This window comes from Streptomyces sp. NPDC037401, assembly GCF_055602345.1.
Genome location: NZ_JBVJWO010000091.1, coordinates 1 through 1,238, shown reverse-complemented (window position 1 = coordinate 1,238; position 1,238 = coordinate 1). Strand labels below are relative to the sequence as shown.

Genomic DNA, 1,238 nt, shown 5'->3' with positions numbered 1-1,238 from the left:
ATCCCCCAGGTTTTCAACCCTGGTGGGTTCGGTCCTCCACGAAGTCTTACCTCCGCTTCAACCTGCCCATGGCTAGATCACTCCGCTTCGGGTCTAGAGCGTGCAACTCAATCGCCCTATTCGGACTCGCTTTCGCTACGGCTTCCCCACACGGGTTAACCTCGCTACACACCGCTAACTCGCAGGCTCATTCTTCAAAAGGCACGCAGTCACGACTGCATGTGCAAGCACATACAGCGACGCTCCCACGGCTTGTAGGCACACGGTTTCAGGTACTATTTCACTCCGCTCCCGCGGTACTTTTCACCATTCCCTCACGGTACTAATCCGCTATCGGTCACCAGGGAATATTTAGGCTTAGCGGGTGGTCCCGCCAGATTCACACGGGATTTCTCGGGCCCCGTGCTACTTGGGAGATTCTTAAGCAAGCCGCTGATGTTTCGTCTACGGGGGTCTTACCCTCTACGCCGGACCTTTCGCATGTCCTTCGACTACATCAACGGTTTCTGACTCGCCGACCGGCCGGCAGACCGATCAAAAGAATTCCCACAACCCCGCATGCGCAACCCCTGCCGGGTATCACACGCATACGGTTTGGCCTCATCCGGTTTCGCTCGCCACTACTCCCGGAATCACGGTTGTTTTCTCTTCCTGAGGGTACTGAGATGTTTCACTTCCCCTCGTTCCCTCCACATGCCCTATGTGTTCAGGCATGGGTGACAGCCCATGACGACTGCCGGGTTTCCCCATTCGGACACCCCCGGATCAAAGCTCAGTTGGCAGCTCCCCGGGGCCTATCGCGGCCTCTCACGTCCTTCATCGGTTCCTGGTGCCAAGGCATCCACCGTGCGCCCTTAAAAACTTGGCCACAGATGCTCGCGTCCACTGTGTAGTTCTCAAGCAACGACCAGCCACCCATCACCCTGCTCCCGAAGGACCAAGTTCACTGGGGCCGGCATCGCGAAGGTTCGACCAACCGGCCGTACCCTCAGATACCCAACAACGTGCCAAGCACAGCCACTCCTCGAAACCCGATTTCCACGCCGAAGCAGTACTCACGGACTCTCAGACTCTGACTGTGCCAACTAATCAACGTTCCACCCATGAGCAACCGTGCGAGTCATTCGCTCGCAGTCGGCCATATGCTCCTTAGAAAGGAGGTGATCCAGCCGCACCTTCCGGTACGGCTACCTTGTTACGACTTCGTCCCAATCGCCAGTCCCACCTTCGACAGCTCC

2 rRNA genes are annotated in these 1,238 nt (G+C 57.4%); both read right to left on the bottom strand.

Annotation, left to right across the window (positions count from 1 at the left end):
- Positions 1-868, bottom strand: a 23S ribosomal RNA gene (locus ACZ7H1_RS37365); the annotation flags it as partial.
- Between the two features lie 285 nt (positions 869-1,153).
- Positions 1,154-1,238, bottom strand: a 16S ribosomal RNA gene (locus ACZ7H1_RS37360); the annotation flags it as partial.